The sequence below is a fragment of the Streptomyces sp. NPDC058691 genome (assembly GCF_042714775.1).
Lineage (GTDB): Bacteria > Actinomycetota > Actinomycetes > Streptomycetales > Streptomycetaceae > Actinacidiphila.
Map to the genome: position 1 here is coordinate 164,800 of NZ_JBHXSO010000006.1, position 26,265 is coordinate 191,064.

Here is a 26,265-nt window from a genome sequence, read left to right on the forward strand (position 1 = left end):
ATGCTGGGGCTTCCCGCGCGCCACCCCCCCTACAACCCCGCCCTCCCGCCCCCGGGCGTCGCCCCCCCACACTTCGGGGGGGTCCCCCCGGCCCCCCCCCCGGGGGGCACCGCCGTGTTTAACGGCCTTAGGGCCGTTCGGTACGTTGAGTAACGGAAAGTGAGCACCAGCGTGGCGCAGCCAGTCTCGTCCAGACTCCCCGTCTTCCCGTGGGACCGGCTCGAACCGTACAAGGCCACGGCCGCCGCACACGCCGGCGGCATCGTCGACCTGTCGGTGGGCACGCCCGTCGACCCCGTCCCCCACATCGTCCGCCGCGCGCTGAGCGAGGCTTCCGACAGCCCCGGCTACCCCACCGTGTGGGGCACCCCCGAGCTGCGTGCCGCCATCACCGGCTGGGCGGGGCGCCGGCTCGGAGCGCAGGACCTGGGGGACACCCACGTGCTGCCGGTCGTCGGCTCCAAGGAACTGGTCGCCTGGCTGCCGACCCAGCTGGGCCTGGGCGCCGGCGACAAGGTCGCGTACCCGCGGCTGGCCTACCCGACGTACGAGGTCGGTGCGCGCCTCGCGGGCGCCGAGCCGGTCGTCTACGACGAGCCGACCGAGCTCGACCCGGCGGGACTGCGGCTGCTGTGGCTCAACAGCCCCTCCAACCCCACCGGGCGGGTGCTCGGCAAGGACGAACTGCGCCAGGCCGTGGCCTGGGCGCGCGAGCACGGCGTGCTGGTCTTCAGCGACGAGTGCTACCTGGAGCTGGGCTGGGAGGCCGACCCGGTCTCGGTGCTGCACCCGGACGTCTGCGGCGGCTCGTACGAGGGCATCGTCGCCGTCCACTCGCTGTCCAAGCGCTCCAACCTGGCCGGCTACCGGTCCGCCTTCCTGCTGGGCGACCCGGCCGTACTGGGCGAGCTGCTGCAGATCCGCAAGCACGGCGGCATGATGACGCCCGCCCCGGTGCAGGCCGCCACCATCGCGGCCCTCGGCGACGACGCCCACGTGGCCGGGCAGCGCGAGCGCTACGCGCGGCGCCGGGCCGCGCTGCGCACCGCGTTCGAGGCGGCCGGTTTCCGCATCGAGCACAGCGAGGCCAGCCTGTACCTGTGGGCCACCCGCGACGAGTCGGGCTGGGACACGGTCGCCGATCTGTCCAAGCGCGGCATCCTGGTGGCGCCGGGCGACTTCTACGGCGCGGCCGGCGAGCGGTTCGTGCGGATCGCCTTCACGGCCACCGACGAACGGGTCGCGGCCGCCGTGCGGCGCCTGGCCGTCTGACGGGCCGGCCGAGGAGTACCGGAAGCGCCCGAAGGACCCGGGGAGCCGAGGCTCGCCGGGCCCTTCCGGTGCGGCTGTGGGGGGTCAGCCGCCGAGGGGAAGCCCCTTCAGGGGAAGCTGGTCGGTGGTGGGCAGGCTCTGCAGCGGCAGGCCGGTCTTGCCGGCCTTCTTGCCGACCTCCACGGCGGCGCCGCCGATGGTGCCCACCGCCTTCGTGGCGACGCCGCTGACGGCCGGCTGGGCCGTCTTGCCGAGGCCGGCCACCGTGCGCGCCGTGGCGGGCACGGTCTGCTGGACGGCCTTCGTGGCACCGGAGTCCTTGGCGACGTTCGTGACCGTGCCGGCGACTTCCGGGGCCTTGTCCACGTTGGTCAGCCCACCCAGGTCGCCGACCTGCGGCAGCTCGGCTGCGGACGCGGCACCGGCACCGATGAGAGGAGCCGCGGCCGCGCCGACCAGCAGGGCGGCCCGGGCGATCCGACGCGTGAGGGGGAGAGACATGGTGCTCCTTTTACGGAGAGACGACAGTTACGGCGTGACATGTCCGCGGGGCGGACGTCGTGACTACCGCGTGAGGTGCCCCGAAGGTTTCGGCCGCCTTGGGTAAAGAGTTGGTAATGCGGCGAGTTTCGGCGACCGCTAAAGCGGAGCAATTCGGGCGGGTTGAGCTGCACCGACGAAACGTCACGGCCTGTCCTCAGATGGGGTTTTGACGGTCCGTGAAGTCGGTTTCCCATCTGATGGGTTTGGCGTACAAGCGACCCGCCTGAGGGTGAATGCCCGCACTATTGCGCGACGGTGATGCGCACGTCTTCCGCGGCCGCGCCGGAATCGGCGCCATTCGATTTCGTCCAGCCCTCGCCGGAGGCCGCCGCCGACCACTCGCGGTGCGCGAACGCCACCTTTTCGACCTTCAGTTCATGGGCGTGCGCCACCGCCCACTGCGCCAGTTCCCAGCCCCGCCGGGCGTCGCCACCGCCGCGTGCCCCGCCGTCGGCGGGCGCGGAGGGCACGGCCACCGTGCGCCGTCCCGCGGCCTGTTGGGCACCGCCCTTGACGCGCTCCGGGGTGTCGCCGTTCTTCGCGTCGCGCTTGGCGCCGGCCTCCGTGCCGGGATCGGCGGCCGCCATGGTCCGCGGCGCCACGTCCGGGCCGAACTCCCGTACCAGGCGGGTCCGTACCCTCGCGGGGTCCCCGCCGGCGACGGTCCGCCCGCCGTCCGCCGCCGTGCAGGTCAGTGCCCCACCGTGACGGCCGGTGAGGGCGGCGGCCAGCAGCACCGCGTCACCCTCGTGCTTGGCGTACGCCTGCGGATAACCGCTCTTCTGCACCCGCTGCGCGGCCACGGTGAGCGGGAGCCGCGAATAGCCCTGGATCTTCACCAGGCCGTCGAAGAACTCGTTGGAGGCGTAGACCGGGTCCATGATCTGCGCCGCCGTGCCCCAGCCCTGCGAGGGGCGCTGCTGGAACAGGCCCATCGAGTCCCGGTCGCCGTGGTTGATGTTGCGCAGCGCGGACTCCTGCATCGTCGTCGCCAGCGCTATCGCCACGGCACGCTCCGGCAGTCCGCGGGAACTGGCAACGGCGGCGATCGTGGAGGCGTTGGCGGCCTGTTGCGGCTCCAGCCGCAGCGTCCCTCCCTCTACGGCCACCGTGCACTCGGCATGCCCGGGACCGCCCCCGATGCCGCCGTAGTGGTACGCGGCGTATCCCGCGACGCCCAGCAGCACCAGGGCCGCGGTGAGCACCCGCGCGGCCCGCCCCCGCTTCTTCGGGGCGCGCGCGGCGGGACCTGACGTCGGCATCGGCTTCGGCACGCGCACACCGTACCGAAGGCGGCTGTGCCGACCCCCGGATTGATCCCCCGGTAGGGTCGGCAGCATGGAACGGCCCGTGCTCGATCTCAGTCAGGACGCCGCCGCGGTGACGGCGCAGCTCGTCGACATCCCCTCCGTCAGCCTCGCCGAGAAGCCCTTGGCCGACGCCGTGGAGGAGGCACTGCGCGCCCTGCCGCACCTCACCGTCGACCGCGACGGCGACGCCGTGGTCGCCCGCACGAATCTGGGGCGCGCCGAGCGGGTCGTGCTCGCCGGGCACCTGGACACCGTGCCCATCGCCGACAACGTGCCCTCCCGGCTGGACGACGACGGCATTCTGTGGGGCTGCGGCACCACCGACATGAAGTCCGGCGTCGCGGTCCAGCTGCGGCTAGCCGCCACCCTCCCCGAGCCCAATCGCGACCTCACCTTCGTCTTCTACGACGCCGAGGAGATCGAGGCCGAGCGCAACGGGCTGCGGCGGCTGGTCCAGCATCACCCCGACTGGCTGGAGGGCGACTTCGCGGTGCTGCTGGAGCCCACCGACGCCAAGGTCGAGGGCGGCTGCCAGGGCACCTTGCGGGTCCGCGTCGAGACCTCCGGCCGCCGGGCCCACTCCGCCCGCAGCTGGCTCGGCGAGAACGCCATCCACAAGGCCGCGCCGGTCCTCGCCCGGCTCGCCGCGTACGAGCCCCGGCAGGCCGTCATCGACGGGCTGACCTACCACGAGGGCCTCAACGCCGTCATGATCGAAGGCGGTCACGCCGGCAACGTCATCCCCGACTCCTGCGCGGTGATCGTCAACTTCCGCTTCGCCCCGGACCGTTCCGAGGCCGAGGCCTTCGCCCACGTCCGCGAGGTCTTCGAGGACTTCGACGTGCTGCTCACCGACAGCGCCCCCGGCGCCCTTCCGGGCCTGTCCCACCCCGCCGCGGCGGCGTTCGTGGCGGCCATCGGCACCGAGCCCGCGCCCAAGGACGCCTGGACCGACGTCGCCCGCTTCTCCGCGCTCGGCGTCCCCGCGGTGAACTACGGCCCCGGCGACCCCAAGCTCGCCCACACCCGCGAGGAGCACGTCGTCGTCGCCGCCGTCCTGGAGGCGGAGCGGAAACTGCGCGCCTGGCTGGCGTAACGAGCTGTTAAGCGGCGCGTTCTTGATCCGCGCGGTGGGCGCGTGCGTACCCTGACCGGACCGGGGGGACGCAGCGAAAGGAGCGCGACATGGACCATGACGCGGAGGAGGCGGCGGCGGCCGAGACGGCGGCGGCGGAGGGCAGCTCCACAGGGCGTGACTGGCCCGAGCGCCACACCGGCCCGGTGGTGCGCCGCCGGGGCCAGGTGCAGAAGTCCACCACCGACCAGCGGCTGCTGGACACCCGCGGCCCGTCGGACTGGGTGCACGGCGACCCCTGGCGCGTGATGCGCATCCAGTCCGAGTTCGTCGAGGGCTTCGGCGCCTTGGCCGAACTCGGCCGCGCCGTCAGCGTCTTCGGCTCCGCCCGCACGGCCGAGGGCGCCCCGGAGTACGAGACCGGCGTGCGCATCGGCCGCGCCCTGGCGGAGGCCGGCTTCGCCGTCATCACCGGCGGGGGCCCGGGCGCCATGGAGGCGGCCAACCGCGGCGCGTGCGAGGCGGGCGGCGTGTCGGTGGGGCTCGGCATCGAGCTCCCCTTCGAGCAGGGGCTCAACCCCTACGTCGACATCGGTGTGAACTTCCGCTACTTCTTCGTCCGCAAGACGATGTTCGTGAAGTACGCCTCCGGCTTCATCGTGCTGCCCGGCGGCTTCGGCACGCTGGACGAGCTCTTCGAGGCCCTCACCCTGGTGCAGACCCGTAAGGTCACGCAGTTCCCCATCGTCCTGTTCGGCACCGCCTACTGGCGGGGCCTGGTCGACTGGGTCCGGGAGACCGTCGTCCACCAGGGCAAGGCGTCCCCGGTGGACCTGGAACTGCTGCACCTCACCGACGACGTGGACGAGGCCGTCGCGCTGGTGACCAAGGAGAGCGGCGACTAGCCGTTCCGTCCAGGCAGGCAGGCAGCCGGCGCGGACGGGCCCGTCAGGCCAGTCCGCGCCGGGCGACCGCCGGCGGGCGGTGCCCCGCGATGGAGGCGACCATGTCGAGCACCTGCCGGGTCTCGGCGACCTCGTGCACGCGGTACACCTGGGCGCCGAGCCAGGCCGACACCGCCGTCGTCGCCAGTGTGCCCAGCAGCCGTTCCTTGACCGGCCGGTCCAGCGTCTCGCCCACGAAGTCCTTGTTGGACAGGGAGACCAGCACCGGCCACCCCGTCGCCGCCATCTCCGGCAGGCGCCGGGTCGCCTCCAGGGAGTGCCGCGTGTTCTTCCCGAAGTCGTGCCCGGGGTCGATGAGGACGGCGTCCCGCCGCACCCCGAGGGCCACCGCCCGTTCGGCCAGCCCCACGGTGACCTTCAGGATGTCCGCCATCACGTCGTCGTAGCCCACGCGGTGCGGCCGGGTGCGCGGCTGCGCACCGCCCGCGTGCGTGCACACCAGGCCGGCGCCGTGCTTCGCGGCGACCTCGGCGAGCCGGGGGTCGACGCCGCCCCACGCGTCGTTCAGCAGGTCCGCGCCGGCTTCGCAGACGACCTCGCCGACCTCGTGCCGCCAGGTGTCCACGCTGATCACGACCTCGGGGTGGCACCGCCGCACATCGGCGACGAAGTCGGCCGTGCGCCGGATCTCCTCCTGCGCCGACACCTCCGCCCCCGGGCCCGCCTTGACGCCGCCGATGTCGATGATCGCGGCACCCTCGGCCACGGCCTGCTCCACGCGCGCCAGGGCGGGTTCGTCGCTGAACGTGGCGCCCTGGTCGTAGAACGAGTCGGGCGTCCGGTTCACGATCGCCATGATCACGGGCTCGTGCTCGCCGAATTCCCGTGTGCCCAGCCTCAGCATGTCGCGCCCGTCTCCTCGAAATGTGATCCGCCGACCGAAGATAGTCGCCGACCGCGCACCGCGCGCACAGCGCGGCGTGGCACGATCGTGCCGTACACGTCGGGCCGACCCCGGGAGAGGTCTTGTTCTGGTTCTTGCTCATCGCGCTGGTCGCGGTGGTCGCCGCGGTGGCCCTCGCGGTGCTCGGCGACGGAGGGGGGCTCCGCGACGTGGAGCCGGACCGGCTGGACGACCGCCTGCCGCGGGAGCGCCCGGTGGGGCGTGCCGACATAGAGCAGCTGCGGCTGCCGGTGGCCGTACGCGGCTACCGCATGCTCGACGTCGACGACGTGCTGGACCGGCTGGCCGCGGAACTCGCCCAGCGCGACGCGCACATCGCCGACCTGGAGGCCGCGCTCGCCGGGGCGCACGCCACCGCCTTCGGCGGCCACTCGCTGGTCAAGGACGCCGCCCAGGACGCGGAGGACGCGGCCCACGAGCCCAGTGGCCCCGGGGGCGAGCGATGAGCGGTGCGGTCGTCGGGGCGGACGGCAAGGCACGCTGCCCCTGGGGACTGGAGACGGCGACCTCCGCCGACTACCGGGAGTACCACGACACCGAGTGGGGACGCCCGGTGCACGGCGAGGCCCCGCTGTTCGAGCGGGTGTGCCTGGAGGCCTTCCAGTCGGGGCTGTCGTGGATCACGATCCTGCGCCGCCGCGAGGGCTTCCGGAAGGCCTTCGCGGGCTTCTCCCCGGACGCCGTGGCCGTCTTCACCGACGAGGACCGCGAGCGGCTGCTCGCGGACGCCGGCATCATCCGCAACCGCGCCAAGATCGATGCGGCGATCTCCAACGCGCGGGCCACGCTGGAGCTGCGCGAGGGGTACGAGGGCGGCCTGGACGCCCTCGTGTGGTCGTACGCGCCGGACCCCGCCATCAGGCCCGCCCCCCGCACCACCGAGGACGTACCGGCCGTCACGGCGGAGTCCACCGCCCTGGCCAAGGACCTCAAGAAGCGCGGTTTCCGCTTCGTCGGCCCCACCACCGCCTATGCGCTGATGCAGGCGTGCGGCCTGGTGGACGACCACCTGGCCGGCTGCTTCGCCCGCCGCTGAACCCCGTCGGGGTCAGCGCCCCAGGTAGCGGGGCTTCTCCTTCTTGAGGAACGCCTCGACCGCGATCCGGTGGTCCTCGGAGGCGCCCGCGCGGGTCTGCAGTTCGTCCTCCTTGGCCAGCGTCTCGACCAGCGAGTGGTCCTCGCCGTACGCCAGCGACTCCTTGACCGCCGCGTAGGCGACCGTGGGGCCCTGGGCGAGCCGGTGGGCGACCTGCGCGGCCTCGGCGGCCAGGTCGGCCGCCGGGACGAGCCGGTTGACGATGCCGAGTTCGTACGCCTCCTGGGCGGGCACCGTCCGCGGGAAGAGCAGCAGGTCGGCGGCGCGGCTGCGGCCGATGAGCCGGGGCAGCGTCCACGAGGCCCCGGAGTCGGCGGTGAGCGCGACGCCGACGAAGGAGGTGTTGAACCCCGCGGTGTCCGCGGCCACGCGGTAGTCGCAGGCGAAGGCGAAGCCCGCTCCCGCGCCCGCCGCGACGCCGTTGATCCCGGCGACGACCGGCTTGGGCATCGTCGTGATGGCCGTGATGATCGGGTTGTAGTGCTCGCGGACCGTGGACATCGCCGGCCCGCCGCCGCCCTTCTCGTCGGCGAGCGAGATGTGCTCCTTGAGGTCCTGGCCCACGCAGAACGCCTTGCCGGTCGCGGTCAGCAGCACCGCCCGCACCACCCGGTCGGCGCCCGCCGCCCGCAGGGCGTCGCGCAGGGCGACCTTGGTCTCGATGTTCAGCGCGTTCATCGCGTCAGGGCGGTTCAAGGTGATGGTGGCGAGCCCGTCGCTCACCTCGTACAGCACGGTGTCGGCCATGTGATCCCCTTCGTCGCGGCTCTCGTCCGGGGCCAGCATGCCGGAGATCATCACCCGCGAACATGTGACGTGCACCAAACATACGCGAGTGGGCGATCACCGAAATGGACTGTTTTGCGGGACCGGGTTCTCGAACGGATGGGAACCGATGTTGGTCATCGGGTCACCCGATGCGGGATAATGGCCGAGAACCAATGTGTTCGAGTCCGGTGGCGCCTGGGCCACCGTGTGCGAAGAGCTGGTTTCAGGAAGGGGAACGAGCATGGCGGCCATGAAGCCGCGGACGGGTGATGGCCCGCTCGAGGTGACCAAGGAGGGGCGGAGCATCATCATGCGCGTTCCGCTCGAGGGCGGCGGACGGCTTGTCGTCGAGCTGACCCCGGACGAGGCGGATGCACTCGGCGAGGCATTGAAGAAGGCCATCGCCTGAACCGGCCAATCCAAGCCTTGGGCCCCCGGCAGCACGCCTGCGCCGGGGGTCGCTTGTTTGTTCTTTCCGGAACGGCCGGAGGGTACAAAGCCCGCACAAAGTCCGCCGGAATGCGCGCGCGGACCGGTACGGGCGATGCCGGAATTGTCAGCCGCGCCGTACCGCGCAGAGCAGTCCGTCGTCGGTCGGCAGCAGAACGGGGGCGAGCGCGGCATTGTCCCGGACCGTCCGCATCAGCTCGCGCAGCCGCAGGACCTCGGTCTCCTGGTGGGCGGCGTCCATCGCGCGGCCCTGGGCGAAGGCGCCCTCGAAGCAGACCAGACCCCCCGGCCGGAGCAGGCGCAACGATTCACCCAGGTAGTCCGGGTACTCCAGCCGGTCCCCGTCGCAGAAGACCAGGTCGTAGCCGCCGTCGGCGAGGCGGGGGAGCACGTCCAGCGCCCGGCCGGAGATGCAGCGGGCGCGGTTGGTGGCGAAGCCGGCCTCGCGATAGGCGATGCGGGCCAGTTGCTGGCGGTCCGGCTCGGTGTCGACGGTGGTCAGCACCCCGTCGGCGCGCATGCCGTGCAGGAGGTGGATGCCGGAGACCCCGCTCCCGGTGCCGATCTCCACGACCGCCTTGGCGTCGGTGGCCGCGGCCAGCAGGCGCAGGGTCGCGCCGGTGCCCGGGGAGACCGGACGCACGCCCGCCTCACGAGCTCGCGCGCGGGCTCGTATCAGCGCGTCGTCCTCGGCGACGAAAGCGTCCGCGAACGCCCAGCTCGCCTGCCGGTTGCCGGTAATTGACCTCTCCTGTCCGCGTGACGGTTGCAGCCCGCCTGGCGACTGTATCCGCTGCGGTCGGGAACCCGGAGATGGGACCAGTCGTTGGGAGGTTCGTCAGATGGTGCAGAACGAGGGCCGTGGTGAAGAGCCCGGCACTTATCCGGAGCTAACGGGCGAGGTGGATATGGTAGGGGCTCTACTGGACACCACCAGAGCCGATAGGGGAGGTGCGGCTGCGGCGGGTCACCGGGGAGTGCTCTCGCGCTTCCGCAGGGAGGCCGGCGAGCCGAAATCCGTGACCGATACAGCTGACGACCGTTCGCGCTCCGACGAGTCCTCGACAGTGGCCGCCAACGCGACCTTCGCCACCGACGGGGGCGCGCAGACGTGGACCCCTCCCTCCTGGGAGGAGATCGTCAGTACCCACAGCGCCCGGGTCTACCGTCTCGCCTACCGCCTGACGGGCAACCAGCACGACGCCGAGGACCTCACGCAGGAGGTCTTCGTCAGGGTCTTCCGATCGTTGTCGACGTACACGCCCGGCACCTTCGAGGGCTGGCTGCACCGCATCACCACCAATCTCTTCCTGGACATGGTCCGGCGCCGCCAGCGCATCCGCTTCGACGCCCTGGGCGACGACGCGGCCGAGCGCCTGCCGAGCCGTGAGCCGTCCCCCGCGCAGCACTTCGCGGACACGCACTTCGACGCCGACATCCAGCAGGCGCTGGACACCCTCGCGCCGGAGTTCCGCGCCGCGGTCGTGCTCTGTGACATCGAGGGCCTGTCGTACGAGGAGATCGCGGCGACGCTCGGCGTCAAGCTCGGCACGGTGCGCAGCCGCATCCACCGCGGCCGCTCGCACCTGCGCAAGGCGCTGGAGCACCGGGCGCCCGCCGCCCGTCCGGGCCGGGCACCCGTGCTGACCACGGGCCGGGCGGCCCTGGAGGGCGGGGGCACGTGACCAGCACCCGCAGCCGGCATCTGCTCTGCGCCGAGCAGCACCTCGGAGACCATCTGGCCGCGTTCGTCGACGGCGAGCTCCAGGACGACGCCCGCGACCGGGTCCTGGCGCACCTGGCGACCTGCACCGAGTGCAAGGACGCCGCCGACGAGCAGCGCCGTATGAAGGACGCGATCGCCGCCTCGGCGCCGCCCACCCTCTCGGCCGGCCTGCTGGCCCGTCTCCAGGAGCTGCCCGCGGGCGACGGCGACGGGTCGGGAGGGCCCTTCGACGCCGACGGGATGATCCAGGCGGCCAGCCTCGGCGGCGAGCGGCTGAACGGCGATCTGTTCGGCAAGGCCCGCGAGGAGTTCGCGCTGCCGCTGTCGGCGTCGGCCTCCCGGGGCTTCCGCATCCACGAGACGGCGCGTCCGAGTACCCCCGCTGCGCCGGGGCCGGCGGGTTCGGCGGCCCGCGGCCGGCGGCGTTTCGCCTTCGCGGCGGCCGGCGCCTTCTCCATGGCGGCCATCGCCCTCGGCGGCGCGCTGCCGCTGGACGGCGCCCCGGAGCCCGGCATGGACGAGACCGGTGCCGCGGTGACCCCGATGAGCTCGCAGCAGTCCGCCCGGCCCGCCGCCGACGTGTGGGCAAGGCCGACGAACGACCTGCTGCACCCCAGCAGCGGCACACGGCCCTTCGCGCCGTCCTCACCGACGTCCGAGGGCCGGGTCGACCCGGCGGCCGTCGCGCGTTCCCTCCTGACACCGGGCAGCCGGACGTCCGCCTCTCCCCCCGCCGCCCCGGCCGTCGACATCACCTCCACGCCGGGCGCGGCCCCCTCGGGCACCTCGGCCAAGGCGTCCTCACGTCCCGGCGGTATCCCGGCCTCGCCGTCGCTGCCTGCTTCCGCCGAGTCGGCCGTCCCCATGCTGGGCACCTTCCCCGTCAGCCGCTGAGCGGGCGGCTGCGGGCGGCGCCGACTCCTGGTTCAATCCAGGGAGGACAGTCGTCGTAGGGGAGCACTGTGGACCAGGGGAAGGCCGCCGGGCCGAAGTGGTGGAGCCGCCCGGAGCCGGTGTCACCGGCTCCGCCGGAGGCGCAGGCCGCGCCCCGGTCCGGGCCCCCCGCCGCGCCGCCCCCGCAGGCCCCCCAGCCCCCGCAGGACGCCGCGCCGCGGTACGGCTCCGACCCGTACGACACCCCGCCGTACGGTGAGCCCGGGCCCTGGGCGCCCGCCCCTCCCGTCACCCGTCCGGCGGACACCGCGCCGCCTCCTCAGCCTCCGCTGCCGCCCGCGGCCCCGCTCTCGGTCGGCCAGTGGCACCGCTACGACCCCTGGGCGGCCCCTGGACCGCTGCCCGCCGCCCCCCGGTCCTCGCGCCGCCGCGGCCCGCTGGCCGCCGCCCTGATCGCCCTCACGCTGATCGCCGGCTGCATCGGTGGCGCCATTGGCGCGTATGTGGCGCGCGACGGCGGCTCGGCCCAGGTGACCCTGCCCCAGGCCACCGCCGAGGCCGGGAAGCGGGCCCCGGACAGCGTCGCGGGCATCGCCGCCAAGGTGCTGCCGGGTGTCGTCTACATCCACGTCAAGGGCGACAGCGGAGAGGGCACCGGCACCGGCTTCGTGCTGGACGACGAGGGCCACATCCTCACCAACAACCACGTCGTGGAGACCGTCGCGAAGAGCGGCACCATCTCGGTGACCTTCAACGGCGGCCAGATCCGCACCGCGAAGATCGTCGGCCGCGACACCGGCTACGACCTGGCGGTCATCAAGGTCAGCGGGGTCAAGGGGCTGCACCCGGTCGTCCTCGGCGACTCCGACGCGGCCCAGGTGGGCGACCCGGTGGTCGCCATCGGCGCCCCGTACGGCCTGGAGGGCACGGTGACCTCGGGCATCATCAGCGCCACCCAGCGCCCGATCACCGCGGGCGGCGAGACCGAGGGCAGCGACGTCAGCTACGTCGACGCCATCCAGACCGACGCCCCGATCAACCCGGGCAACTCCGGCGGCCCGCTGGTGGACTCCCGCGGCCTGGTCATCGGCATCAACAGCGCCATCCGCTCCGCCGACACCGGCTCGGACCCCTTCGGCAACGGCGGCCAGGGCGGCAGCATCGGACTGGGCTTCGCCATCCCCGTCAACCAGGCGAAGCGGGTCGCCGAGCAGCTGATCAACAACGGCAAGGCCACCCACCCGGTGATCGGCGTCAGCATCAATCTGCAGTACGACGGCGACGGCGCCCAGGTGAGCCCCGAGGGCGAGGGCGACGGGGACTCCATCACCCCGAACGGACCCGGCGACAAGGCGGGCATCGAGCCGGGCGACGTGATCACCGCCATCGACGGCAAGCGGGTGCACAGCGGCGAGGAGCTGATCGTGCGCATCCGCAGCCACCGCCCCGGCGACAAGCTCGATCTCACACTCAAGCGGGGCGGCAAGCAGCGCAGCGTCCAGTTGGTCCTCGGATCGGCCACCGGCTGAGGCCCGGGCCCGGGTTTACCCAGGCGCGGCCTACTGTTGACCCCGGGCCACTCCCGTCAACCTGGTTCGGGCGGGTACGGTGAGATCCGCCGGATTCCGTCCGCCGGCCGAGGACCACGAGGAGCTGCACGGTGTTTTCAGACATAGGCGCGCTGGAGGTCGTCGCGCTCGTGATTCTTGCCGTGCTCGTGTTCGGGCCCGACAAGCTGCCCAAGGTCATCAGGGACGTCACGCAGTTCATTCGCAAGGTGCGTGAGTTCTCCGACAGCGCCAAGGCCGACATCCGCAAGGAGCTGGGCCCGGAGTTCAAGGACTTCGAGTTCGAGGACCTCAACCCGCGCAACTTCGTCCGCAAGCAGCTGCTGGACAACGACGAACTCGGCCTGAAGGAGATCCGCAACGGATTCGACTTCAAGGAGGAGATGTCCGCGGTCACCGACGCGGTGCACGGGCGGGACAGCGGTTCCAGCGGCGGTTCCACCGGCGGTTCCGGCTCCTCCGGCACGCCGGACCGGCTGAAGAAGCGGGACGGCCTGGACCCGGGCGAGGCACCGCCGTTCGACTCCGACGCCACCTGAACCGGGGGCCCTGCCCCGTTCAGGTCGCGCGAGTGGCTATTCTCCCTTTGTTTGCCCTTATGGAGGAGGCGCCGCGCGTATGGAGACCACAGCCGATCCAGCGGATCGTACGATCGACGGCTATCTCAGCGCCGACTTCGCCTGGTACGGGCTGGACGAGGCCTTCACCGGGCACCGCTGGCTCGCCCCCGTCGGCAGGAGCGCCGACGGCACCGTGGAGCACGGCTCGACGGGCCACGGCGACGAGCCCTCCGTCAAGGTCGAGCCCACGCCGGACGACCGCCGCTTCGTGGTCGTCGTGACGGTCGCGCAGCGCCCGCTGCGGCGCAGCGCCGACGGCACGGGCGTCCTGGAGGAGACCTCGGTGGCCTCCGCGGCGTGGCTGGCCGGCTCCGGTCTGCTGTCGTGCACCTGGCCCACCCAGATGGAACGTCATCTGCGGCAGGACTGGCTGGACCAGCAGACGGCCATCGCCTGGGATCTCGCCGACAACCTCGACGGTGCCGCCTGGTCGGCGCTCACCCTGCCGGTGGACGGTGAGCCCACGCCCTTCCACTACCGCGAGTCCGAGTACGGCTGGGTGATGGCCGGTTCCGCGCGCGGGGTCCACCTGGGCGCGTTCGGGCGCGGCATGAGCGCCTATGGGCTCGGCCTGTCGCGGGTCAAGGACATCCACGCCTATCGGCGTTGAGGCGCGGGCACACGACAGGGGCGCCCTCGCGAGGAGGACGCCCCTGGCACGGCGGCAGGTGCCGCTCAGAACTTGTTGCGCGGCGTGATGCCCAGGGACATGCCGGCCAGACCGCGCTGACGCCCGCCGAGCTTGCCCGCGATGTCGCGGAGGGCGGAGCCCGCGGGGGACTCCGGGTCGGTGAGCACGACCGGGCGGCCGTCGTCGCCGCCCTCGCGCAGCCGGACGTCGATCGGGATCTGCCCCAGCACCGGCACGTTGGCGCCGGTCGTGCGGGTCAGGCCCTCCGCGACGCGCTCGCCGCCGCCGCTGCCGAAGACGTCCACCATCTCGCCGCAGTGCGGGCAGGGCAGCCCGGACATGTTCTCGATGACGCCGACGATCTTCTGGTGGGTCTGCACGGCGATGGTGCCCGCGCGCTCGGCGACCTCGGCCGCCGCCTGCTGGGGCGTGGTCACGACGAGGATCTCGGCGTTCGGGACCAACTGCGCGACAGAGATGGCGATGTCGCCGGTGCCGGGCGGCAGGTCGAGCAGCAGCACGTCCAGGTCGCCCCAGTACACATCGGCGAGGAACTGCTGCAGCGCGCGGTGGAGCATCGGGCCGCGCCACACCACGGGGGCGTTGCCCGGGGTGAACATGCCGATGGAGATGACCTTCACGCCGTGCGCCGAGGGCGGCATGATCATGTTCTCGACCTGGGTGGGACGGCCGTCCGCGCCCAGCATGCGGGGCACGCTGTGGCCGTAGATGTCGGCGTCGACCACACCGACCTTCAGGCCGTCGGCGGCCATCGAGGCGGCGAGGTTCACCGTCACCGAGGACTTGCCGACGCCGCCCTTGCCGGAGGCCACCGCGTACACGCGGGTGAGCGAGCCGGGCTGGGCGAAGGGGATCTCGCGCTCGGCCTGGCCGCCGCGCAGCGAGGAGGCCAGTTCGCGGCGCTGCTCGTCGCTCATCACGTCCAGTTCGACGCTGACCCCGGTGACGCCCGCGACCTTGGCGACCGCCGTCGTCACCAGGCTGGTGATGGTGTCCCGCATCGGGCAGCCGGACACTGTCAGATACACACCGACCCGCACCGCACCGCCGTCGGCGATGTCGATGGACTTGACCATGCCCAGGTCGGTGATCGGCTTGTGGATCTCGGGGTCGTTCACCGTCGCGAGGGCGGCGCGCACCGCGTCGAGCGAGACAGCGCCTGCGGGAGTGTCGTCAGCCATGGCTCGATGGTACGTCGCGCGTGAACGGCTGATGACCCGCGGTGGGCGGGTTCACAGGGCTCCGCGGGCTCTCAGTCGGCGTCGGCGCGGGCGTGCTCGTGGAGCTCCTTCAGCAGTTCCTGGAGTTCCGAGCGGATCCAGTCGCGGGTGGCGACCTCGCCGAGTCGCAGCCGCAGTGCGGCGATCTCGCGGGTGAGGTACTCGGTGTCGGCGATGCTCCGCTCGTTGGACTTTCGGTCCTGCTCCAGATTGACCCGGTCGCGGTCGTCCTGCCGGTTCTGGGCCAGCAGGATCAGGGGGGCGGCGTAGGAGGCCTGCAGCGACAGCATCAGCGTGAGGAAGATGAAGGGGTACGGGTCCCACCGCATGCCGGGCGGCGCGAGCGCGTTCCACGCCACCCAGGCCACGATGACGACGGTCATCCAGACGATGAAGCGACCTGTCCCCAGGAAGCGGGCGATCTTCTCCGACAGCCGCCCGAAGGTCTCCGGGTCGTAGGCGGGCAGCAGGCTGATCCGGCGTACCAGCGGCTGGTCGAGCCGGACCCGGGGGCGCTCGTCACCCATCCCCGGCCTCCCCGTGCAGCTCGGTCTCGCGCCAGTCCTCCGGCAGCAGGTGGTCCAGTACGTCGTCGACGGTCACCGCGCCGAGCAGCGAGCCGCCCTCGTCCACCACCGGCACGGCCACCATGTTGTACGTCGCCAGGAAGCTGGTGACGGCCGGCAGCGGGGTGTCCGGGCCCAGCGGCTCCAGATCGCTGTCGAGCAGCGAGCTCACCAGCGTGAACGGCGGGTCGCGCAGCAGCCGCTGGAAGTGCACGGTGCCCAGGTACTTGCCGGTGGGGGTCTCGTCCGGCGGCCGGCAGACGTAGACCTGGGCGGCGAGCGCCGCGGACAGGTCGGGGTTGCGGACCCGCGCCAGGGCGTCGGCGACGGTGGCGTCCGGGCGGAGCACGATGGGCTCGGTGGTCATCAGGCCGCCCGCGGTGCGCTCCTCGTACGACATCAACCGCCGCATGTCGGCGGCCTCGTGCGGCTCCATGAGCCCGAGGAGGCGCTCCTGCACCCGCTCGGGCAGCTCGGCGAGCAGGTCGGCGGCGTCGTCGGGGTCCATCGCCTCCAGGACGTCGGCCGCCCGCTCCTCCTTGAGCTTGCCGAGGATCTCCACCTGGTCGTCGTCGGGCAGCTCCTCCAGGACGTCGGCCAGCCGGTCGTCGTCGAGGGCGGCCGCGACCTCGGCACGCCGCTTGGCCGACAGATGGTGCAGCACGCCGGCGAGGTCCGCGGGGCGCAACTGGTCGAAGGTGGCGAGCAGCGCCTCCGCGCCCTGCGCGTGCTCGTCCAGCGCGAAGCCCGTGACCGCCGACCACGAAACGGTCAGCGTCTCGCCGGCCCGTCGGCGCAGCCCGCGGCCCCTGCCGCGGCGGACGAAGACCTTGTCGATCTCCCAGTCGCGGCGGGCGGGCAGCCGCACCATGGACACGTCCAGCACGGTCACCTCCTCGCCGGCCTGGACCAGCGTGACCCGCTGGTCCAGCAGTTCGCCGATGACCAGGGTCTCGGTGGGGCGCTGCTCGAAGCGCTGCATGTTGACCACGCCGGTCGTGACGACCTGGCCGGACTCCACCCCCGTCACCCGGGTGATCGGCAGGAAGATCCGGCGCCGGCTCACCACTTCCACCACCAGGCCGAGCACGCGCGGGGGGCGGCCGCCGACCCGCAGCATCACGATCACGTCCCTGACGCGGCCGACCTGGTCCCCGTTGGGGTCGAAGACCCGTACCCCGGACAGGTGCGAGACGAAGACCCGGGAGGTTCCGGCTGCCATGCGGTCAGGCTAACGCCGCACACTCGCACCGGGCGCGCGGTGATGCTCCACGGGGGCTTCGCACCGTGTTCACAGCCGTTCACCCGGCCGGGGGTACGCTTCGGTAGCTTCGGCACCGCCGCGCCGGTCAGGACGGCGACGACGACCGCAGGAGGAAGAGAACACCGTGATCCCCGGCCGCCGTTCAGCCGCCCTCACGAGTCTTGTGTACGCCCTCCTGGCGCTCACCCTCGCGACGGGATGCGCGGGTGATCCGGACGCGGGAACCAACGGCGTCGGCAAGCTGCCCCCCACCACCATCGAGGAGCGCGCCCGTACCGCGGCGGAGGCCGCGGACACCGTACGGCTGTCCGGCACGGTCGTCAGCAAGGGCCGCACCTACACCCTCGACATGCGGCTGCGGGGCAACGGCGGCTTCGGCGAGGTCAGCACCGACGGCAGCACCTTCGAGCTGCTGCGGGTCGGCAAGGACCTCTACCTGAAGGCGGGCGCGGGCTTCTACGGCGACGACGTCGGCGCCAAGCTCAAGGACAAGTACGTCAAGGTGCCGACCGGCGATCCCGCCTACCACCAGTTCAGCGGCTTCACGGACAAGGAAGTGCTGCTGGACGGCTTCTTCGTGCTGCACGGCGACCTCGCGGTCGGCGACCACCGCAAGATCGGCGGCGTCCGCACCATCGCGGTCACCGCGGACGGCGGCAGCAACGGCACGATCGACGTCTCCCTGGAGGGCACGCCCTACCCGCTCCGCTACGAACGGGCCGGCGGCGCGGGCACGCTGACCATGGCCGACTGGGGCAAGGACTTCACGCTGCGCGCACCCGACAAGGACGAGGTCGTCGACTACGGCCGGTCCGTGACGTCCTAGGGCCCGGAACCCCTCACCCCCGGCCGCGCCGCCGGAACAGCAGCTTCGGGAGACCGGCCGGGGCGGGGCGGCGGGTGACGGCGGCGGTGGGCACCGGGGCGGCGGCGCCGCTCCCCGCCGGCATCGCGCCGGGCCGCTCGGTCGGCGGCCCCGCGGGCTCCAGGCGCAGTACGCGGCATTCGCGCGCCCAGCGCTCGGTCATCGTCTCGGTGTCCGGCGCGTTCAGCCGCTTGCCCTTGAGCTCCGCGACGGCGGCGGTCCACGCCTCCTCGTGCGGGGGCAGTTCCGTGACCCGGGCCGGGAAGGCGACGAGCCGGCCGCCCTTGTCCTTGCTGCGGAGGGTCACCAGGGCCGTGCCGCCGGGGGAGAGCCCGGGCAGCGGCTGCTCGCCGGGACCGCCGCCGACCACCACGACCGCGCCGTCCACCCACGCGTGCCACAGCGCCTGCCCGTCGGCCCACAGCAGGCCCGACTTCTTCGCGGCCTCCTCGATGAGTGCCTGGTCCAGCAGGGGCTGCTCCACGGTTTCCGTCATGCGCCCAGCCTATTGCCCGCCCTCCCGGGGCCGTCGGCCGCACGCATCGTGAGACGATAGGAGCTCAGGCGAGGTACGGGCCTTACGCTATGGGGGTCGTCGTCCCGCCGCCCGAGGAGAACCCGCGTGTCCGCCGCGCCGCCCACCAGCAGCAGCCCCGCCGTGTCGACGGCGCTGGACGCGCCGGACGCCGTTGTCCATGTCAAGGCGCCCCTGGACTTCGCCCTGCTGGCGGTGGCCATCGCCGGGGTGTCGCTGTCGGCCCCGCTCATCGCCGCGACGGCCGCGCCCGCGCTCGCCATCGCGTTCTGGCGCAACGCCATGGCGGTGGGTGTGCTCAGCCCGTTCGCGCTGCTGCGGCACCGCGCGGAGCTGCGCGGCATGGGCCGGCGTGCCCTCGGGCTGTCGGTCGCCGCGGGCGCGGTGCTGGCCCTGCACTTCGGGCTGTGGCTGCCCAGCCTCTCGATGACCTCGGTGGCCTCCTCGACGGCGATGGTCACCACGACGCCGATCTGGACCACGCTCTTCCTGCGACTGCGCGGACAGCGGCAGCCCGCGCTGGTGTGGGCGGGCACCGCTCTCGCCGTCCTCGGCGTGGTGATCCTCACCGGGGTCGACCTGTCGCTGTCGCCGCGCGCCCTGACCGGGGACGCGCTGGCGCTGGCCGGTGGCATCGCCGCGGCCGGCTATGTGCTGCTGGGCGCGGAGGTGCGACGGACCGTCAGCACCACGGCGTACACCTTCGTCTGCTACGCCACCACCGCCGTGGCGCTGCTGGCGGCCTGCCTGATCTCCGGCTCCGCGCTCGCCGGTTACTCCGGCACGACCTGGCTGAAGCTCGCCGCGCTGACCGTGGCCGCGCAACTGCTCGGGCACAGCATCCTCAACCGCGTGGTGCGCGGTCTCGGCGCCTCGACGACCTCCACGGCGATCCTGCTGGAGACGCCGGGGGCCGCGCTGGTCGCGGCCCTCTGGCTGGGCCAGACCCCGCCCGTGGCGGCCTATCCGGCGATCCTGGTGATCCTGGCCGGGCTGGCGCTGGTCGTGCTCGCCGACCGCCGGAAGGCCTGAACCGGCGCCCTAGAGCCAGCCGTTGCGGCGCAGGATCCGGTGGATGGCGAGACAGATGCCGCCGATGGCGACCAGCACCATCGGATACCCGTACCGCCAGTGCAGTTCGGGCATGTGCTCGAAGTTCATCCCGTACACACCGCAGATCATGGTCGGGACCGCGATGATGGCCGCCCAAGAGGTGATCTTGCGCATGTCCTCGTTCTGCGCGACCGCCGCCTGCGCGAGGTTGGCCTGGAGGATGGAGTTCAGCAGGTCGTCGAAGCCGACGACCATTTCGTGGACGCGGGCGACGTGGTCGGCGACATCCCGGAAGTACTTCTGGATCTCCGGGTCCACCACGCGCATCGGCCGCTCGCTGAGCATCTGCATCGGCCGCAGCAGCGGGGAGACCGCGCGCTTGAACTCCAGCACCTCGCGCTTGAGTTGGTAGATCCGCCCGGCGTCCGCTCCACGCGGGGACTTGCCCTGCGCGGAGAAGACGTCGATCTCGACCTCGTCGATGTCGTCCTGGACGGCCTCGCTGACCGCCAGGTAGTCGTCGACGACCTGGTCGGCGATGGCGTGCAGTACCGCCGAGGGTCCCTTGGCCAGCAGTTCGGGGTCGTCCTCCAGGCGGTGGCGCAGCGCGCGCAGCGAGCCGTGGCCGCCGTGCCGGACGGTGATGACGAACTGCCGCCCGGTGAAGACCATGACCTCGCCGCTCTCCACCACCTCGCTGGTGGCGGTGAGTTCGGCGTGCTCGACGTAGCGGATGGTCTTGAACACCATGAACAGCGTGTCGTCGTACCGCTCCAGCTTGGGCCGCTGGTGGGCGTGGACGGCGTCCTCCACGGCCAGCGGGTGCAGCCCGAAGACGTCCGCGATCTCGGAGAACTCGCGCTCCGACGGCTCGTGCAGCCCGATCCACACGAAGCCCTCGTCGCCGCCGCTGACCTTCTCCAGCGCCTCGCGCGGCGTGATGTGGTCGCTGCTGCGGCGGCCGTCGCGGTAGACGGCGCAGTCCACGACGGCGCTGGGCATGTCGGTGTTGCGGGCGCGGTCCGGTCCGTAGTCGTACGAGGTGCTGCTCTTGCGCAGGGCAGGGCGGACGACTGCGCGCAGGTCGCGGATCATCGACATGGCAAGCTCCTTCACGGACTGGCCGGACTGAAATGCGGATCAGGGCAGGGTGATCACCGTTGATCACTGCGCAGTTCAGCGAGCTCTTCCGGAGGCGGCAGGCGGCCCGGGCAGACCAGGGTGCGAGCAGGGCGGCGACAAGGCACGCGGGTGCACGCGGAGTGTTCCGAAAATCCTCGGGAGTTCCGTGAATTTCTTGGTTTCACGGCCGGGTGGCCGGGTACGGAACGCTGGGGATCAGGAGAGATGCCGGGCGGAAGAGCTGCCGGTACTGCACGGTCGACTAGGATCCATTGCAGCCCCACCTCCTCCGGCCTGTCCCCGCTGGGGGAAGACGAACACGCCTCTACCGGCGTGGCCGACGGCCCAGCGTACCAGGCGCCCAAAGCGTCACAGCGCTCCTTTGCCCATTTCATACGCGCTCTATGCTCGGATCATGGTCGATGTACTGGGGCTGGTCGAGGCGCGTCTGCGCATGTCCTTCGGGGATCCGGACGCGCGCGCGGCGATCACCTTTCTCGGGACCGAGCGCATCGAGGTCCTCCGTTTCCACGACGTCCACGACGGAGCGCTGGTGCGCTATGTGACGCTCGGCATGTCGCGTGCGCCCATGAACGACCCGGCCGGCTCCTCGGCCGGTACCGCCCCGTCCACCTTCGCGGCGCCCCTGTCGGTCTCCGTCGCCGACCCCGTGCGCGGGCCGCGGGCCGAACTCGTGCTCACCCTGCGCGCCGGCAGCGGCGCCGACATCGACCAGGTGCTGCGCCCGCTCGCCGTGCTGGCCGCCTCGCCGCAGGTCGAGGGGGTGGTCGTGGCCCCCGGCAACTCCCTGGACGTCGGCGAACCCCTGTGGCCCGGCGCGGCGTTCTCCGCCGTCCTGGTCGCCGAGCCCGGCGGTCTGGTCGAGGATCTCGAGCTCGATCCGCCGATGGACCCGGTCCGTTTCTTCCCGCTGCTGCCCATGACGTCCAACGAGGCGGCCTGGAAGCGCGTCCGCGGCGCGGGCGCGTTGCAGGAGCGGTGGCTGCAGGCCGGCACCGATCTGCGCGACCCGATGCGCGCCACGGTGCCGCTGTCCGACTGACGGACGTGCCGCGCCGGTGCGTTGTGCCGGTGCGTCGTGCGGGCGCGTGGTACGGGCACGTTGTGCCGAGGCGCGACGCTGCCGGACCCGGACGGGTGATCGTCCTTGACGCGGGCACGCCGCGGTAGGACCGTGGGGCGGTATGAGGGGCGAACCCAGTTGCCCGAAGTGCGGTGGCCGGGTCCGCGCGCCCGGCCTCTTCGCCGACTCCTGGCAGTGCGACGAGCACGGCGCCGTGTACCCGCTCCAGCCCGTCGTACCGCCCAGCGTCGAGGCGCTCGGCGTCGTCGTCAGCCGGGCACACGTCCCGGTGTGGATGCCCTGGCCGCTGCCGGTCGGCTGGCTGTTCACCGGTGTCGCGTCGGCGGGGGACGACCGCAGCGGCGGCCGGGCGACCGCGGTCGCCTGCTCCGGCCCCGGGCCGCTCGGCGGGCCGGGGGAGATGGTGCTGGTCGCGGAGGAACTGGGCGTGGGTCTCGGGGCGCGGTTCGCGGGCATCGCGGGGCCCGATCCGGGGCCGCAGATGTGCGTCGGCAAGCCGCCGGCGGCGAAGGTGGTCGCCGCGGGCCGCCCGACCCCGCTGTGGCATGTGGCGGGCACCCCGCTGGACCGGGCCGTCTTCGCCGGGGAGTCGTTCGGCCTGTGGCTGTGGGCGATCGTCTGGCCGGAGGAGTCCGGGCTGCTCATCTACGACGAGCTGATACTGACCGATCTGCGCGAGGCCGGTGCCGAGATCGACCTCGTTCCGTGGGGGGCGCTCTCCCCCCGCCTGCTCTCCTGAGATTCAGAGGCTCCCCGGGCAGTTATCCTGGTAATCGCAAGGCCGCCCCCGTGGCCGGCGCCGAGTACCCGAGAGCCCTGGAGTGACCTTCGTGCGCATCGATCTGCACACCCACTCCACGGCGTCCGACGGCACGGACACCCCGGCCGGGCTGGTCCGCGCCGCGGCCGCCGCCGGGCTGGACGTGGTCGCCCTCACCGACCACGACACGGTGGGCGGATATGCCGAGGCCGGGAAGGCGCTCGCCGAACTGCACGCCTCCGGTGACAGCGGCCTGACCCTGGTCACCGGCGCCGAGCTCTCCTGCCGGCACGACGGCGTGAGCATGCACATGCTTGCCTACCTCTTCGACCCGCAGGAGCCGGAGCTGCATCGCGAGCGCGAACTCGTCCGCGACGACCGCACGCCCCGCGCGCAGACCATGGTGGCCAAACTCCGCGAGCACGGCGTGCCGGTGACGTGGGAACAGGTGGCCGGGATCGCGGGCGACGGCGCCGTGGGCCGCCCGCACATCGCGCAGGCGCTGATCGACGCGGGCCTGGTGGACAGCATCTCCGAGGCGTTCACCCCCGAGTGGATCGGCCCCGGCGGCCGCGCCTACGTCCAGAAGCACGAACTGGACCCCTTCGTGGCGATCCGCCTGGTCAAGAACGCCGGCGGGGTCGTCGTCTTCGCCCACCCCGCCGCCGTCAAACGCGGGGCGATCGTTCCGGAGAGCATGATCCAGGAACTGGCCGCCGCCGGCCTGGACGGCATCGAGGTCGACCACATGGACCACGACGAGTCCACCCGCGCCCGGCTGCGCCACCTCGCCGCCGAGCTGGGGCTGCTGGCCACCGGCTCCAGCGACTACCACGGCACGCGCAAGACCTGCCGGCTCGGCGACCACACCACCGACCCCGACGTCTACCGCGAGATCGTCCGCCGGGCGACCGGTGCGGCCCCGCTCACCCCTTCCGCAGACCGCTAGGCCCATGGACCTCTTCTCCCTGACCCTGTTCGGATCCGTGTTCGTCACGCTCTTCGTGATCATGGATCCGCCCGGCATCATGCCGATCTTCCTCGCCCTCACCTCCGGCCGTGCGGCCAAGGTCCAGCGCCGCATGGCCTGGCAGGCCGCCTCGGTCGCGCTCGGCGTCATCGCCGTCTTCGGGATCTGCGGCCAGCAGATCCTGGACTACCTGCATGTCTCGGTGCCGGCCCTGATGATCGCCGGCGGGCTGCTCCTGCTGCTCATCGCGCTCGACCTGCTCACCGGCAAGGCGGACGAGCCGACCCAGACCAAGGACGTCAACGTCGCGCTGGTGCCGCTCGGCATGCCGCTGCTCGCCGGGCCGGGCGCGATCGTGACGGTGATCCTGGCGGTGCAGCGCGCACATGGCTTCGGGGAACGGGTGTCGGTGTGGGCCGCGATCGCCGCCATGCACGTCGTGCTCTGGCTGACGATGCGTTACTCGTTGGTGATCATCCGTCTGATCAAGGACGGCGGCGTGGTGCTGGTCACGCGGCTGTCCGGCATGCTGCTCTCCGCGATCGCGGTGCAGCAGATCGCCAACGGTGTCTTCGGCTTCATCCGCGGCGAGGGCTGACGGTCCGTCGCCGCCCGCCGTGCGGGCACGACGAGGGCCCCGCAGCCGCAGCGTACGGGGCCCTTCCGCTGTGTCCGTCAGGCCAGCTCGACCGGGCGGATGTAGATGCGCTGGCCGATCGCGGCGGCCTGCTGGACGATCTGGTCGACGGAGGCGGCGTCCACGACCGTGCAGTCGACTGCGCGACCGTCCTGGTCGTTGAGGCGCATGATCTCGAAGCGCATGGTCTTCATGGCTTCTCCCTTCGTCCGGGCACTCCTCCATTGGAGTACGGGGCTGCTTCGCAGCCGTTACCTGCGTGGGTCATTCATGTATCGACAACTGTTGCCGCCGCGAAAACCTTCCCTGTCCTAAGGAAAATTTTCCGGCCGCCTTCTACCCGCCGGTAACAAAAGCCTGTGGTGGCCCCGGTTCCGGTTGTGTGTGCGGACCGCGGCGCCGGACAATGTGAGTTCTATGGAAGACGAAGCCCTTTCCGCCATCTCCGCCGGCATCGAGCGCACCAACGAGCTCCTGCAGCGGGTCCTCGCCGAGGTCGCCACGACCCCGGCGACCCACGCTGTGTTCGTGGACGCCGGGTACGTGTACGCCGCCGCCGGCCGCCTCGTCGCGGGCACCGAGGACCGCAGGGCTTTCGAACTCGACGCCGAGGGGATCATCGAGGCCTTCATCGACCGTGCCCGCAAGCTGTTCCCGGACAGCCGGCTGCTGCGGGTCTACTGGTACGACGGGGCCCGCCGCCGCATCCACAGCGCGGAGCAGGAACGCATCGCCGAGCTGCCCGACGTCAAGGTACGGCTCGGCAATCTCAACGCCAGCCGGCAGCAGAAGGGCGTCGACTCGCTGATCCGCAGCGACCTGGAGTCGCTGGCCCGGCACCGGGCGATCTCCGACGCCGTCCTGATCGGCGGCGACGAGGACCTGGTCTCGGCCGTCGAGGCGGCCCAGGGCTACGGCGCCCGTGTCCACCTGTGGGGCATCGAGGCCGCCGACGGGCGCAACCAGGCCGACCCCCTGCTGTGGGAGGTCGACAGCCTGCGCACGCTCGACCTGGACTTCTGCAAGCCCTACATCACCCGGCGCACCGCGCCCATCTACGGCGACGCGCCCATCCCCACCGGCCCCATCCCCACCCGCGAGGACGTGCACTTCGTGGGGGCCCGGGTCGCCTCCCAGTGGCTGGCAACCCGCGGCCGCGACTCACTGGCCGAGCTACTGCCCGGCCACCCGTACCTGCCGCCCGCCTACGACCAGGAACTGCTGGTCGAGGCCGAGGGCATGCTCAACATCTCGCTGCGCGGCCACGCCGACCTGCGGCGCGTCCTGCGCGACGGCTTCTGGGAGCACCTGCAGGCCCGGCTCTAGCCGTCCTGGCCCGTAGGCTCCCCGTTCCAGAAGGCGACGAGCGCCGCGGCCGTCTCCGCCGTCCGCTCCGTGTTGGGCGAGTGCTCCGCGCCCTCGACGACCACGCGCCGGGCGCCGAGCCGGGCCGCCATGTCGTCCATCCACGGCACCGGCCACGCGTGGTCGACCTCGCCGGACAGCACCAGGGTGCGCAGACCCACCGCCGCCAGCTCCGCCACCCGGTCCGGTTCCGCGATCAGCTGCCTGCCGGTCACCGTCAGCTGCTCCGGCACGGTCCGCAGCCACCGCTGGTGCAGGAACTCCTCGATCTCGCCGGAGGCGTTCGCCGTGCCTTCGAGGTCCTCGGCGTCCAGCTCGCGCATCGCCCGCCACACGCTCTCCATGTCCATCGAGGACAGCGCCTCCAGCAGCAGCTTCGTCCGCGCCTGCTGGGCCGCCTCGATCGCGGCGGGCCCGGAGCTCATCAGCGTCAGGGACGCCCACGGCAGGGCGTCGCCCGCGGCAGCGACGGTGATCGCCGCGGCGCGCACGACCAGGCCGCCCATCGAGTGCCCCAGCAGATGGACCGGGCCGGTGTCCGGGCCCAGCGCGGCGGTCTGCGCGAGGACGTCGGCGGCCAGCTCGCCCTGCGCGTACGCCGCCTCGTCACGCGGGCCCACCGACTCGTTCTGGCCCCGGCCGTCCACGGCGACGGCCCGGAAGCCCGCCGCGGTCAGCGGCGTCAGCAGCGCGAGGAAGTCCTCCTTGCTGCCGGTGAAGCCGGGCACCAGCAGCGCCGTGCCACGCCGCGGGGTGCCCGCCGGCGGGGCCGCCTCCAGGACGGCGAAGCGGCCGCGCTCGGTGTCCAGCGGATGCGCGGTGGCGTTCTCGGGCAGCGACAGAAACGGCGGTCGGCTCATGCGCCCGAGGCTATCCGCGGCGGGTTTCCGTCGTGCGACGCGCCCCCCACGCCTGTCGCGCGCGACGGCGAACGGCCGGGCACCGCGGAGGGTGCCCGGC

The 26,265-nt window shown here is 72.4% G+C and carries 30 protein-coding genes; 18 read left to right on the forward strand and 12 right to left on the reverse strand.

Annotated features, from left to right (window positions below; all coding sequences use genetic code 11):
* Positions 1-171 precede the first annotated feature (171 nt).
* Positions 172-1,272 (forward strand): succinyldiaminopimelate transaminase, encoded by a 1,101-nt coding sequence (dapC, locus tag ACFWVC_RS06790; RefSeq protein ID WP_384279425.1) that lies wholly within the window; start codon positions 172-174, stop codon positions 1,270-1,272.
* Between the two features lie 84 nt (positions 1,273-1,356).
* Here the strand turns inward: dapC and ACFWVC_RS06795 are convergent, their stop codons facing one another.
* Positions 1,357-1,773: an ATP-binding protein gene (locus ACFWVC_RS06795; RefSeq protein WP_384279433.1), complete on the reverse strand. Its 417-nt coding sequence runs from the start codon at positions 1,771-1,773 to the stop codon at positions 1,357-1,359.
* Between the two features lie 284 nt (positions 1,774-2,057).
* On the reverse strand, positions 2,058-3,089 hold the full coding sequence (locus ACFWVC_RS06800; protein ID WP_384279439.1) for a heavy metal transporter: 1,032 nt from the start codon (positions 3,087-3,089) through the stop codon (positions 2,058-2,060).
* Positions 3,090-3,153: 64 nt separating this feature from the next.
* Here ACFWVC_RS06800 and dapE point away from each other — a divergent pair, with 64 nt between their 5' ends.
* Both dapE and ACFWVC_RS06810 read left to right on the forward strand, forming a co-directional pair.
* The gene (dapE, locus tag ACFWVC_RS06805; RefSeq protein ID WP_384279446.1) at positions 3,154-4,221 is read left to right on the forward strand and encodes a succinyl-diaminopimelate desuccinylase; all 1,068 of its coding nucleotides are present in this window, start codon (positions 3,154-3,156) and stop codon (positions 4,219-4,221) included.
* 89 nt (positions 4,222-4,310) lie between these two features.
* A complete protein-coding gene (locus ACFWVC_RS06810; protein WP_384279453.1) occupies positions 4,311-5,105 on the forward strand; it encodes a TIGR00730 family Rossman fold protein in 795 nt (264 codons plus the stop codon).
* Between the two features lie 43 nt (positions 5,106-5,148).
* Here ACFWVC_RS06810 and folP read toward each other — a convergent pair whose 3' ends face one another.
* Entirely contained in the window at positions 5,149-6,009 is an 861-nt protein-coding gene (gene folP, locus ACFWVC_RS06815) for a dihydropteroate synthase (protein ID WP_384279460.1), read from the reverse strand.
* Positions 6,010-6,131: 122 nt separating this feature from the next.
* Between folP and ACFWVC_RS06820 the strand changes: the two genes are divergently transcribed.
* Positions 6,132-6,515 (forward strand): DivIVA domain-containing protein, encoded by a 384-nt coding sequence (locus tag ACFWVC_RS06820; protein WP_384279466.1) that lies wholly within the window; start codon positions 6,132-6,134, stop codon positions 6,513-6,515.
* Positions 6,512-7,105, forward strand: a complete 594-nt coding sequence (locus ACFWVC_RS06825) for a DNA-3-methyladenine glycosylase I (protein ID WP_384279473.1) — start codon at positions 6,512-6,514, stop codon at positions 7,103-7,105. Before ACFWVC_RS06820 ends, ACFWVC_RS06825 begins: the two co-directional genes overlap by 4 nt.
* 12 nt (positions 7,106-7,117) lie before the next feature.
* On the opposite strand, the gene ACFWVC_RS06830 is transcribed toward ACFWVC_RS06825, so the two are convergent.
* Positions 7,118-7,912 (reverse strand): enoyl-CoA hydratase/isomerase family protein, encoded by a 795-nt coding sequence (locus ACFWVC_RS06830; protein ID WP_384279599.1) that lies wholly within the window; start codon positions 7,910-7,912, stop codon positions 7,118-7,120.
* 262 nt (positions 7,913-8,174) lie between these two features.
* Here ACFWVC_RS06830 and ACFWVC_RS06835 point away from each other — a divergent pair, with 262 nt between their 5' ends.
* On the forward strand, positions 8,175-8,342 hold the full coding sequence (locus ACFWVC_RS06835; RefSeq protein WP_018561471.1) for a DUF3117 domain-containing protein: 168 nt from the start codon (positions 8,175-8,177) through the stop codon (positions 8,340-8,342).
* 147 nt (positions 8,343-8,489) lie between these two features.
* Here ACFWVC_RS06835 and ACFWVC_RS06840 read toward each other — a convergent pair whose 3' ends face one another.
* On the reverse strand, positions 8,490-9,155 hold the full coding sequence (locus ACFWVC_RS06840; protein WP_384279603.1) for an O-methyltransferase: 666 nt from the start codon (positions 9,153-9,155) through the stop codon (positions 8,490-8,492).
* A 136-nt stretch (positions 9,156-9,291) separates the two neighbouring features.
* Between ACFWVC_RS06840 and sigE the strand changes: the two genes are divergently transcribed.
* The 5 genes from sigE to ACFWVC_RS06865 all read left to right on the forward strand — a co-directional run bounded on the left by sigE (position 9,292) and on the right by ACFWVC_RS06865 (position 13,801).
* On the forward strand, positions 9,292-10,068 hold the full coding sequence (gene sigE, locus ACFWVC_RS06845) for an RNA polymerase sigma factor SigE (RefSeq protein ID WP_384279483.1): 777 nt from the start codon (positions 9,292-9,294) through the stop codon (positions 10,066-10,068).
* Positions 10,065-11,003, forward strand: a complete 939-nt coding sequence (locus ACFWVC_RS06850; RefSeq protein ID WP_384279489.1) for a zf-HC2 domain-containing protein — start codon at positions 10,065-10,067, stop codon at positions 11,001-11,003. The genes sigE and ACFWVC_RS06850 overlap by 4 nt, the downstream gene beginning before the upstream one ends.
* A gap of 68 nt (positions 11,004-11,071) precedes the next feature.
* Positions 11,072-12,532, forward strand: a complete 1,461-nt coding sequence (locus ACFWVC_RS06855; RefSeq protein WP_384279497.1) for a S1C family serine protease — start codon at positions 11,072-11,074, stop codon at positions 12,530-12,532.
* Positions 12,533-12,663: 131 nt separating this feature from the next.
* Positions 12,664-13,110, forward strand: coding sequence for a sec-independent translocase (locus tag ACFWVC_RS06860; protein WP_384279504.1), 447 nt, complete (start codon positions 12,664-12,666; stop codon positions 13,108-13,110).
* A gap of 79 nt (positions 13,111-13,189) precedes the next feature.
* Complete coding sequence (locus ACFWVC_RS06865; protein ID WP_384279509.1) at positions 13,190-13,801, forward strand: hypothetical protein; 612 nt, start codon at positions 13,190-13,192, stop codon at positions 13,799-13,801.
* Between the two features lie 65 nt (positions 13,802-13,866).
* Here ACFWVC_RS06865 and ACFWVC_RS06870 read toward each other — a convergent pair whose 3' ends face one another.
* The 3 genes from ACFWVC_RS06870 to ACFWVC_RS06880 all read right to left on the reverse strand — a co-directional run bounded on the left by ACFWVC_RS06870 (position 13,867) and on the right by ACFWVC_RS06880 (position 16,851).
* On the reverse strand, positions 13,867-15,024 hold the full coding sequence (locus tag ACFWVC_RS06870; RefSeq protein WP_384279514.1) for an Mrp/NBP35 family ATP-binding protein: 1,158 nt from the start codon (positions 15,022-15,024) through the stop codon (positions 13,867-13,869).
* 71 nt (positions 15,025-15,095) lie between these two features.
* Entirely contained in the window at positions 15,096-15,590 is a 495-nt protein-coding gene (locus tag ACFWVC_RS06875) for a DUF1003 domain-containing protein (RefSeq protein WP_384279519.1), read from the reverse strand.
* On the reverse strand, positions 15,583-16,851 hold the full coding sequence (locus tag ACFWVC_RS06880; RefSeq protein WP_384279523.1) for a magnesium transporter MgtE N-terminal domain-containing protein: 1,269 nt from the start codon (positions 16,849-16,851) through the stop codon (positions 15,583-15,585). The genes ACFWVC_RS06875 and ACFWVC_RS06880 overlap by 8 nt, the downstream gene beginning before the upstream one ends.
* A 166-nt stretch (positions 16,852-17,017) precedes the next feature.
* On the opposite strand from ACFWVC_RS06880, the gene ACFWVC_RS06885 reads away from it, so the two are divergent.
* On the forward strand, positions 17,018-17,719 hold the full coding sequence (locus tag ACFWVC_RS06885) for a hypothetical protein (protein ID WP_384279524.1): 702 nt from the start codon (positions 17,018-17,020) through the stop codon (positions 17,717-17,719).
* A gap of 13 nt (positions 17,720-17,732) precedes the next feature.
* Here the strand turns inward: ACFWVC_RS06885 and ACFWVC_RS06890 are convergent, their stop codons facing one another.
* The gene (locus ACFWVC_RS06890; protein ID WP_384279528.1) at positions 17,733-18,254 is read right to left on the reverse strand and encodes a hypothetical protein; all 522 of its coding nucleotides are present in this window, start codon (positions 18,252-18,254) and stop codon (positions 17,733-17,735) included.
* Positions 18,255-18,416: 162 nt separating this feature from the next.
* Between ACFWVC_RS06890 and ACFWVC_RS06895 the strand changes: the two genes are divergently transcribed.
* Positions 18,417-19,325 carry a DMT family transporter gene (locus tag ACFWVC_RS06895; protein WP_384279607.1) on the forward strand — a complete coding sequence of 303 codons (909 nt, stop codon included), beginning with the start codon at positions 18,417-18,419 and terminating at the stop codon, positions 19,323-19,325.
* A gap of 9 nt (positions 19,326-19,334) precedes the next feature.
* Here the strand turns inward: ACFWVC_RS06895 and ACFWVC_RS06900 are convergent, their stop codons facing one another.
* On the reverse strand, positions 19,335-20,447 hold the full coding sequence (locus ACFWVC_RS06900) for a magnesium and cobalt transport protein CorA (RefSeq protein WP_384279532.1): 1,113 nt from the start codon (positions 20,445-20,447) through the stop codon (positions 19,335-19,337).
* Positions 20,448-20,883: 436 nt separating this feature from the next.
* Here ACFWVC_RS06900 and ACFWVC_RS06905 point away from each other — a divergent pair, with 436 nt between their 5' ends.
* From ACFWVC_RS06905 to ACFWVC_RS06920, 4 genes are all read left to right on the forward strand, one after another.
* Positions 20,884-21,531, forward strand: a complete 648-nt coding sequence (locus ACFWVC_RS06905) for a suppressor of fused domain protein (RefSeq protein ID WP_384279534.1) — start codon at positions 20,884-20,886, stop codon at positions 21,529-21,531.
* Between the two features lie 142 nt (positions 21,532-21,673).
* Positions 21,674-22,312, forward strand: coding sequence for a DUF6758 family protein (locus ACFWVC_RS06910; protein WP_384279536.1), 639 nt, complete (start codon positions 21,674-21,676; stop codon positions 22,310-22,312).
* A 91-nt stretch (positions 22,313-22,403) separates the two neighbouring features.
* Positions 22,404-23,282 (forward strand): PHP domain-containing protein, encoded by an 879-nt coding sequence (locus tag ACFWVC_RS06915; RefSeq protein ID WP_384279539.1) that lies wholly within the window; start codon positions 22,404-22,406, stop codon positions 23,280-23,282.
* Positions 23,283-23,286: 4 nt separating this feature from the next.
* Positions 23,287-23,901: a MarC family protein gene (locus ACFWVC_RS06920; protein ID WP_384279541.1), complete on the forward strand. Its 615-nt coding sequence runs from the start codon at positions 23,287-23,289 to the stop codon at positions 23,899-23,901.
* A gap of 77 nt (positions 23,902-23,978) precedes the next feature.
* Here ACFWVC_RS06920 and ACFWVC_RS06925 read toward each other — a convergent pair whose 3' ends face one another.
* On the reverse strand, positions 23,979-24,134 hold the full coding sequence (locus ACFWVC_RS06925) for a hypothetical protein (protein ID WP_319665580.1): 156 nt from the start codon (positions 24,132-24,134) through the stop codon (positions 23,979-23,981).
* A gap of 223 nt (positions 24,135-24,357) precedes the next feature.
* Between ACFWVC_RS06925 and ACFWVC_RS06930 the strand changes: the two genes are divergently transcribed.
* On the forward strand, positions 24,358-25,266 hold the full coding sequence (locus tag ACFWVC_RS06930; protein WP_384279544.1) for an NYN domain-containing protein: 909 nt from the start codon (positions 24,358-24,360) through the stop codon (positions 25,264-25,266).
* Here ACFWVC_RS06930 and ACFWVC_RS06935 read toward each other — a convergent pair.
* Entirely contained in the window at positions 25,263-26,165 is a 903-nt protein-coding gene (locus ACFWVC_RS06935) for an alpha/beta fold hydrolase (RefSeq protein WP_384279549.1), read from the reverse strand. The two genes, ACFWVC_RS06930 and ACFWVC_RS06935, sit on opposite strands and share 4 nt — an antisense overlap.
* Positions 26,166-26,265 lie beyond the last annotated feature (100 nt).

Coding starts and splice junctions, on each gene's coding strand:
- ACFWVC_RS06900 (WP_384279532.1), bottom strand. CDS start 20,447: ATGTCGATGATCCGCGACCTGCGCGCAGTCGTCCGCCCTGCCCTGCGC.
- ACFWVC_RS06890 (WP_384279528.1), bottom strand. CDS start 18,254: ATGACGGAAACCGTGGAGCAGCCCCTGCTGGACCAGGCACTCATCGAG.
- ACFWVC_RS06920 (WP_384279541.1), top strand. CDS start 23,287: ATGGACCTCTTCTCCCTGACCCTGTTCGGATCCGTGTTCGTCACGCTC.
- ACFWVC_RS06905 (WP_384279534.1), top strand. CDS start 20,884: ATGGTCGATGTACTGGGGCTGGTCGAGGCGCGTCTGCGCATGTCCTTC.
- ACFWVC_RS06865 (WP_384279509.1), top strand. CDS start 13,190: ATGGAGACCACAGCCGATCCAGCGGATCGTACGATCGACGGCTATCTC.
- ACFWVC_RS06935 (WP_384279549.1), bottom strand. CDS start 26,165: ATGAGCCGACCGCCGTTTCTGTCGCTGCCCGAGAACGCCACCGCGCAT.
- ACFWVC_RS06925 (WP_319665580.1), bottom strand. CDS start 24,134: ATGAAGACCATGCGCTTCGAGATCATGCGCCTCAACGACCAGGACGGT.
- sigE (WP_384279483.1), top strand. CDS start 9,292: ATGGTAGGGGCTCTACTGGACACCACCAGAGCCGATAGGGGAGGTGCG.
- ACFWVC_RS06835 (WP_018561471.1), top strand. CDS start 8,175: ATGGCGGCCATGAAGCCGCGGACGGGTGATGGCCCGCTCGAGGTGACC.
- ACFWVC_RS06830 (WP_384279599.1), bottom strand. CDS start 7,912: ATGGCCGACACCGTGCTGTACGAGGTGAGCGACGGGCTCGCCACCATC.
- ACFWVC_RS06825 (WP_384279473.1), top strand. CDS start 6,512: ATGAGCGGTGCGGTCGTCGGGGCGGACGGCAAGGCACGCTGCCCCTGG.
- ACFWVC_RS06870 (WP_384279514.1), bottom strand. CDS start 15,024: ATGGCTGACGACACTCCCGCAGGCGCTGTCTCGCTCGACGCGGTGCGC.
- ACFWVC_RS06875 (WP_384279519.1), bottom strand. CDS start 15,590: ATGGGTGACGAGCGCCCCCGGGTCCGGCTCGACCAGCCGCTGGTACGC.
- dapE (WP_384279446.1), top strand. CDS start 3,154: ATGGAACGGCCCGTGCTCGATCTCAGTCAGGACGCCGCCGCGGTGACG.
- ACFWVC_RS06795 (WP_384279433.1), bottom strand. CDS start 1,773: ATGTCTCTCCCCCTCACGCGTCGGATCGCCCGGGCCGCCCTGCTGGTC.
- ACFWVC_RS06930 (WP_384279544.1), top strand. CDS start 24,358: ATGGAAGACGAAGCCCTTTCCGCCATCTCCGCCGGCATCGAGCGCACC.
- folP (WP_384279460.1), bottom strand. CDS start 6,009: ATGCTGAGGCTGGGCACACGGGAATTCGGCGAGCACGAGCCCGTGATC.
- ACFWVC_RS06910 (WP_384279536.1), top strand. CDS start 21,674: ATGAGGGGCGAACCCAGTTGCCCGAAGTGCGGTGGCCGGGTCCGCGCG.
- ACFWVC_RS06810 (WP_384279453.1), top strand. CDS start 4,311: ATGGACCATGACGCGGAGGAGGCGGCGGCGGCCGAGACGGCGGCGGCG.
- ACFWVC_RS06880 (WP_384279523.1), bottom strand. CDS start 16,851: ATGGCAGCCGGAACCTCCCGGGTCTTCGTCTCGCACCTGTCCGGGGTA.